This is a genomic window from Ohtaekwangia sp., from assembly GCF_036568665.1.
Taxonomy (GTDB): domain Bacteria; phylum Bacteroidota; class Bacteroidia; order Cytophagales; family Cyclobacteriaceae; genus Ohtaekwangia.
Map to the genome: position 1 here is coordinate 1 of NZ_DATCSD010000011.1, position 5,651 is coordinate 5,651.

Consider the following 5,651-nt stretch of genomic DNA (forward strand, 5'->3'; position numbering starts at 1 on the left):
AGCTATATCTTTAACAATTTAGTAACAACCACACCCACCCCGGTTCATAATCGCCCGTTACCTTTGAAGCAAAGAACTTCTTCATAGGTTTGGGGATTCCCCGGAGGCTTTAGTGTCTTGGGGAATCATTATTTTTAACCATGGGCAAGAAAAAGAAACGAGAACTCGAGCTCGTCATTTTATCAGACATTCACCTGGGCACCTACGGCTGTCACGCGGAAGAATTACTGCGCTATCTCAAAACGATCAAGCCGAAGAAACTCATTCTCAATGGTGATATCATCGACATGTGGCAATTCAGCAAACGCTATTGGCCCAAGTCGCACATGCAGGTAGTGAAGCACATTATGGGACTGATGGCGAAGAACACCAAAGTGATATACCTTACCGGTAACCACGATGAGATGCTGCGCAAGTTTTCAGGTTTCCGTTTGGGTTCATTCATCATCGACAATAAAATCACGTTGAAGCTGAGTGGTAAACGTGCGTGGATTTTTCATGGCGATGTGTTTGACGTTACCATGCAATATTCCAAGTGGTTAGCAAAGCTGGGAGCTATAGGGTACGATACGCTCATCCTCATCAATACATTGGTTAATTGGTGTCTTCTCAAGATCGGCAGAGAAAAAATATCACTGTCTAAGCGGGTGAAAGATAGCGTGAAGTCGGCCGTAAAATTTATCAACGATTTTGAGAAGACAGCTGCAGATATAGCGATCGAGAATGCATACGATTATGTGATCTGCGGGCATATACACCACCCGGAGATCAAAGAGATTGTAACCGAGAAAGGTTCTGTTATGTATCTGAACTCGGGAGACTGGATCGAAAATCTTTCTTGCCTCGAATATGATGGAAACTCCTGGTGCATTTACCGGTATAGCGAAGATAAAGTGGCGCAATCTGTAAAATTACCGAAGCGATTTAGGGGCGACAGGCTCGACAACGATGAAATTTTTCGCGACCTTGTCAATGAATTTCTAACTGTTAAAAAGTGAAAATCCTATTTGCTATTCAAGGTACCGGTAACGGCCACCTTGCGCGCGCCGAAGACGTTATTCCTATTCTTCAACAATATGGCGACCTCGACTTGTTTGTAAGTGGAGCTCAGGCTGATATAAAGTTGCCGTATGCCGTAAAGTATAAATCCAAGGGCTTAAGTTTTTACTTTGGAAAAAGCGGAGGCATCGATTTTCTGCGAACATTCAAGAACAACAGCTCGAAGGAAGTATATAAAGAGATCAAGAAATTTCCGGTGGAGAAGTATGATCTCGTGATCAATGATTTTGAACCGATAACGGCCTGGGCTTGCCGTAAAAGAGAAATACCCTGTGTTGGTCTCAGCCATCAGTCAGCGTTGTTATCAACAAAAGTACCTACACCCAAGAAGATAGATCCGGTAGGAGAGTGGGTACTGCATAACTATGCCCCGGTGGATAAATATGTTTCTTTTCACTTCGAGAAGTACGACAAGAATATATATACCCCGGTGATCCGTGCTGCGGTGCGCGAAAGTAAAGTAGTTGAAAAGGATCACTATACAGTATATCTGCCTTCGTACGATGACAAGAAACTCGTACCGCTGCTGGCCAAGATACCGCAGATCAAGTGGCATATATTTTCCAAGCACGCTAAGAAGCCCTATCACATCGGGAAGCTATCGGTATATCCTGTAAACAAAGATGAGTTTGCCGAAAGCATGACTTCTGCCAAAGGTGTTTTGTGTGGAGCTGGTTTTGAAACTCCAGCCGAAGCGTTGTATCTCGGTAAAAAATTAATGGTGGTGCCCATGAAATCGCAGTTGGAACAGCATTACAATGCGGCATCCTTAAAGCAACTCGGTGTGCCGGTATTGAAGAAGATGCGCAAGAAAAACCTGGAGAAGATCGTACAATGGCTGGAAACAGACGAACGCATCACCGTACAATACGAAAACATCACGGCCGAAGCAGTGGCACGTGCCGTAAAACTTGGAAGGCAGTAAATTAGCGGGATGGAGAACCCGAAACAAATTCTGCCTTCTGTAGCCGCAGCGATCTTTAATGAACAGGGCGAGATACTGTTGCAAAAACGCAGCGATGTAAACCAGTGGTGCATTATATCCGGCCATGTAGAGTTTGGTGAAACAGTACAGCAGGCTATACTTCGCGAGATCAAGGAAGAAACCAATACAGCTGCCGAGATAGTACGATTTATAGGGGTATATTCCACACCGGAGTCATCAACCTATATATATGGCGCCAGAACGGTGCAGTATGTTACTTCATATTTTGAAGCACGACTGCTGGAAGCTATACCGAATTGTTTTTCGAATAGTGAAACACAGGAGTTGAAGTTCTTTGGTATAGATCAGATTCCTGCTGACTTCGCCCTCATCAATCCTTATTGGCTAACCGATGCATTGGATAGAAGCACAACCGTATTTATCCGGTAAAGTATAGTTGTAATTTTTTCGTTGCAACGTTCAAAAGTTCATTCCTTCATAATGCAGGTATAAAGATCGGATAACGTTTAGCTAGTATTTTTCCCAAACAGAAAAAGTTATGGGAGATAAAAAACATTTCCGGGTATTGGTGGTAGATGATGACAGAGACATCCTGGAGTTACTGGAGTATAACCTGGAACGGGAGGGCTATACGGTAAAGACCATCGATGAAAGTCAGGATGCAGTAGCCGTTGCCAAATCATTTTCACCCGACCTTATCATTCTGGATATTATGATGCCGCATCCCAACGGCATTGAAATATGCCGTGAGCTTCGCAGCATGAAGCGCTTTGAAGATACCTATATATTCTTTCTCACAGCAAAGTCAGAGAACTACTATCACGAAGCTGCATTGGATACCGGAGGTGATGACTATATCGAAAAGGTGATTGGCCTGCGTGCGCTTACCTATAAAGTTACTACCGTGTTGAAGCGCAAATTTGTTATCCGGAAAAGTATAGCAGAGTTAACGGTTGGTAATCTCAAGATTCACCGGAAGTCAAACTCCGTACAAGTGGGTGATGATGAGATCACGCTGAGCAAACCTGAATTTGAATTACTGTTCTTCTTTGCGCAGAATCCGAGCAAAGCCATCTCGCACGAAAATTTACTGCAGAACATCTGGGGATCAGAAATATACCTGTTCGATACGTCCATCGATGTATATATTCAAAACCTGAAGAAGAAACTTGGCATCAACCTGATTCATCGCACCAGCGATAACCGGTATCGCTTTGATACGCGGTAAAGTTGTCTTAGAAAATCACATCACCGGCAATCAATCTTCGCTATAATTTTTATATTCGGGACTGTAACCAATCAGATAACCCAACTATGAATGTAAAAACTGTAGGCGTTCTGGCCCTTATGCTTGTTGCCTGTGAACGCAAAGCTCCTGTAACGGAAACATCAACCCCCCATGAATTGACCGGTACATGGCAGTTGATAACTGGTGTAACGATCCAGAAAGGAGATACCACTACCACCGACTATCGAGAGAATCAACGGATGATCAAGATCATCAACGATACGCATTTTGCTTTTCTCAATCACGATCTTAAAAAAGGTCAGGACTCAACCGCGATGTTTATTTCAGGTGGAGGCACCTACTCACTGGCAGGCGATCAATACACCGAGAACCTCGAGTATTGTAATTATCGCGAATGGGAAGGCAAGAGCTTTCACTTCACGGTAACAGTTAAAAATGATACCCTCGTGCAACGTGGTGTAGAAGAAGTGGCTGAAGCAGGCGTGAGCCGCGAGATCATAGAAACCTACGCCCGAAGCAAATAGTAGCTGCAAGCTTCAGGCTGCTGGAGGTGTGTGAAGGGCCAGGTGTGTGAGTATACTTTATATTTATACTCTCACACATCTCCCGCAGCCGAAGCTATTTTCAGTTTTCGTCCTCCAGCATTTCCAGTATCTCCGATAGCTCGTTATACTGCTTCAGTCCGGGTTTGATCTCCGCGCTGCCACTGAGCGCGATGCCATGTATATATTGCTGGTCGATGCGTTGAACATTTTCGATAGATTCTACCGTGAGGAGAATCTCATAGTCATTGGCAAGTTGAGCCAGGTCGCTGCGCTCACGCACGAGTATAAAAGCAGGTTCATCGTTGATCGAGTCCAGCGTTTCTCCGGTATCGATCGACAATATAATGGGCAATGATGCTTGTCCTTTCAAGAGCAGAAGTTCCTTTTTGCCGAGCTCCAGAAAATCCGGCCGGTAATTCTCGATGATCTCCGTCAGTTGGTCAACATGCGTTAAACCATATACCTCTGCCACAATCTTTGGCCCCGTAACCCAGCCGCGTATCTCCTGAAACTGTTTCGGGTTGATGTGATTTTCCTGCCCTGGCACTACACGAAATCCTAACAGATCCACGCCCATACCGGCACAATACCGGGCATCACTTAAGTTTGTTATACTGCCTACTTTTACGAATGTCTTTAATGCCATAGCTTTAATGCCCAGGAAAAAATAACTTTGAGCTGTTTACGTTCCATTTCAAGCGCGGATTTAAATAAAATTGGTTAATCAGTGAAGCATTTTCTCAGATTTTTAATTTTAGCCACAGTTGCCTGCCAGGTATCGTGCGATTCTTCCGATGATGGTAAAGCTCTTGATTACGGTAAAGCTTACTTTCCAACCCGGGTTGGTGCATACCTGGTATATGACGTTACGGAGACAACCTATACCCTGAGTCAGCCCAGCACACAAAATTACCAGTTGAAGATCGCGATCATCGATAAATTTCTGAGCACAGATGGCGACAGTACATTTGTGATCCACCGCAGTAAACGGAACACAGATATAGATGCCTGGAGCTATATCGATACCTGGTCAGTAAGAAGCAATTCACGCGAAGTTGTAACGGACGAAGAAAATATAGCCTACGTAAAATTGAAATTTCCGGTGGCCAATAATTCTACCTGGGATGGTAATGTTTACAATACACTCGGAGAAGATGAGTACGAAATGAGTGATGTAAAGACGGCACAGACTTTTAATGAGAAAACATTTAATGATTGTATTACCGTTATTCAAAATGATAACCAGGACTATATCGTTTACCTTGATCAGCGCAAGGAGGTATATGCCGCGCAGGTAGGCTTGGTATATAAAGAGACAACGCAATTGAAATATTGCACACAAGACAATTGCCTGGGACAACAACAGGTAGAGAGCGGTATAATTTACAAGCAGACGATCAGTACGTATGGCGTGGAATAGAGTAGTGCAGGTGATCGGCCTGTGTTTAATAGTCTCTTCATCTTTTGCACAGGTGAACCGGTATATGGTTTTCTTCACCGATAAAGAAGGTACATCTTATACTACTTCCAGCCCTTTGGCTTTTCTTTCCAGACGCGCCATCACGCGAAGAGCACAACAGGCGATCGATATTACCGAGCAGGATTTTCCGGTGAACGACAGCTACGTGCAAGGCGTGCGCGAAACCGGTGCCGATGTATTCTATAAAACACGATGGTTCAACGGTGCTTTAATACAATGTGATGCATCGCTGATCTCTACTATACAGCAGTTATCATTTGTTGATCATGTTGAGTATGTAGCACCCGGGGCAAAATTACTGGGCAATGGGAGAGTGGGAGCCAACGATGCGCGCTCCATGCAGACCAACGATGTTACCACCACGCAGCTGGG

Annotated in this window: 7 protein-coding genes and 1 pseudogene; 7 read left to right on the forward strand and 1 reads right to left on the reverse strand. The window is 44.3% G+C overall.

Annotation, left to right across the window (positions count from 1 at the left end; all coding sequences use genetic code 11):
* Window positions 1–140 precede the first annotated feature (140 nt).
* The 5 genes from VIN08_RS00340 to VIN08_RS00360 all read left to right on the forward strand — a co-directional run bounded on the left by VIN08_RS00340 (window position 141) and on the right by VIN08_RS00360 (window position 3,778).
* Window positions 141–998: a UDP-2,3-diacylglucosamine diphosphatase gene (locus VIN08_RS00340; protein ID WP_331958504.1), complete on the forward strand. Its 858-nt coding sequence runs from the start codon at window positions 141–143 to the stop codon at window positions 996–998.
* A complete protein-coding gene (locus VIN08_RS00345; RefSeq protein ID WP_331958507.1) occupies window positions 995–1,984 on the forward strand; it encodes a glycosyltransferase family protein in 990 nt (329 codons plus the stop codon). The genes VIN08_RS00340 and VIN08_RS00345 overlap by 4 nt, the downstream gene beginning before the upstream one ends.
* 9 nt (window positions 1,985–1,993) lie before the next feature.
* Entirely contained in the window at window positions 1,994–2,434 is a 441-nt protein-coding gene (locus tag VIN08_RS00350; RefSeq protein WP_331958510.1) for an NUDIX domain-containing protein, read from the forward strand.
* A 109-nt stretch (window positions 2,435–2,543) separates the two neighbouring features.
* Window positions 2,544–3,233: a response regulator transcription factor gene (locus tag VIN08_RS00355; RefSeq protein ID WP_331958513.1), complete on the forward strand. Its 690-nt coding sequence runs from the start codon at window positions 2,544–2,546 to the stop codon at window positions 3,231–3,233.
* An 86-nt stretch (window positions 3,234–3,319) separates the two neighbouring features.
* Window positions 3,320–3,778 carry a hypothetical protein gene (locus tag VIN08_RS00360; protein ID WP_331958516.1) on the forward strand — a complete coding sequence of 153 codons (459 nt, stop codon included), beginning with the start codon at window positions 3,320–3,322 and terminating at the stop codon, window positions 3,776–3,778.
* Window positions 3,779–3,878: 100 nt separating this feature from the next.
* Here the strand turns inward: VIN08_RS00360 and VIN08_RS00365 are convergent, their stop codons facing one another.
* Window positions 3,879–4,445, reverse strand: a complete 567-nt coding sequence (locus tag VIN08_RS00365) for an N-(5'-phosphoribosyl)anthranilate isomerase (protein ID WP_331958519.1) — start codon at window positions 4,443–4,445, stop codon at window positions 3,879–3,881.
* An 81-nt stretch (window positions 4,446–4,526) separates the two neighbouring features.
* On the opposite strand from VIN08_RS00365, the gene VIN08_RS00370 reads away from it, so the two are divergent.
* Window positions 4,527–5,219, forward strand: coding sequence for a hypothetical protein (locus VIN08_RS00370; RefSeq protein WP_331958521.1), 693 nt, complete (start codon window positions 4,527–4,529; stop codon window positions 5,217–5,219).
* Window positions 5,206–5,651 (forward strand): annotated as a pseudogene (locus VIN08_RS00375) (hypothetical protein); the annotation flags it as partial. The gene VIN08_RS00370 and the pseudogene VIN08_RS00375, both read left to right, overlap by 14 nt.

Coding starts and splice junctions, on each gene's coding strand:
- VIN08_RS00340 (WP_331958504.1), top strand. CDS start 141: ATGGGCAAGAAAAAGAAACGAGAACTCGAGCTCGTCATTTTATCAGAC.
- VIN08_RS00350 (WP_331958510.1), top strand. CDS start 1,994: ATGGAGAACCCGAAACAAATTCTGCCTTCTGTAGCCGCAGCGATCTTT.
- VIN08_RS00355 (WP_331958513.1), top strand. CDS start 2,544: ATGGGAGATAAAAAACATTTCCGGGTATTGGTGGTAGATGATGACAGA.
- VIN08_RS00360 (WP_331958516.1), top strand. CDS start 3,320: ATGAATGTAAAAACTGTAGGCGTTCTGGCCCTTATGCTTGTTGCCTGT.
- VIN08_RS00365 (WP_331958519.1), bottom strand. CDS start 4,445: ATGGCATTAAAGACATTCGTAAAAGTAGGCAGTATAACAAACTTAAGT.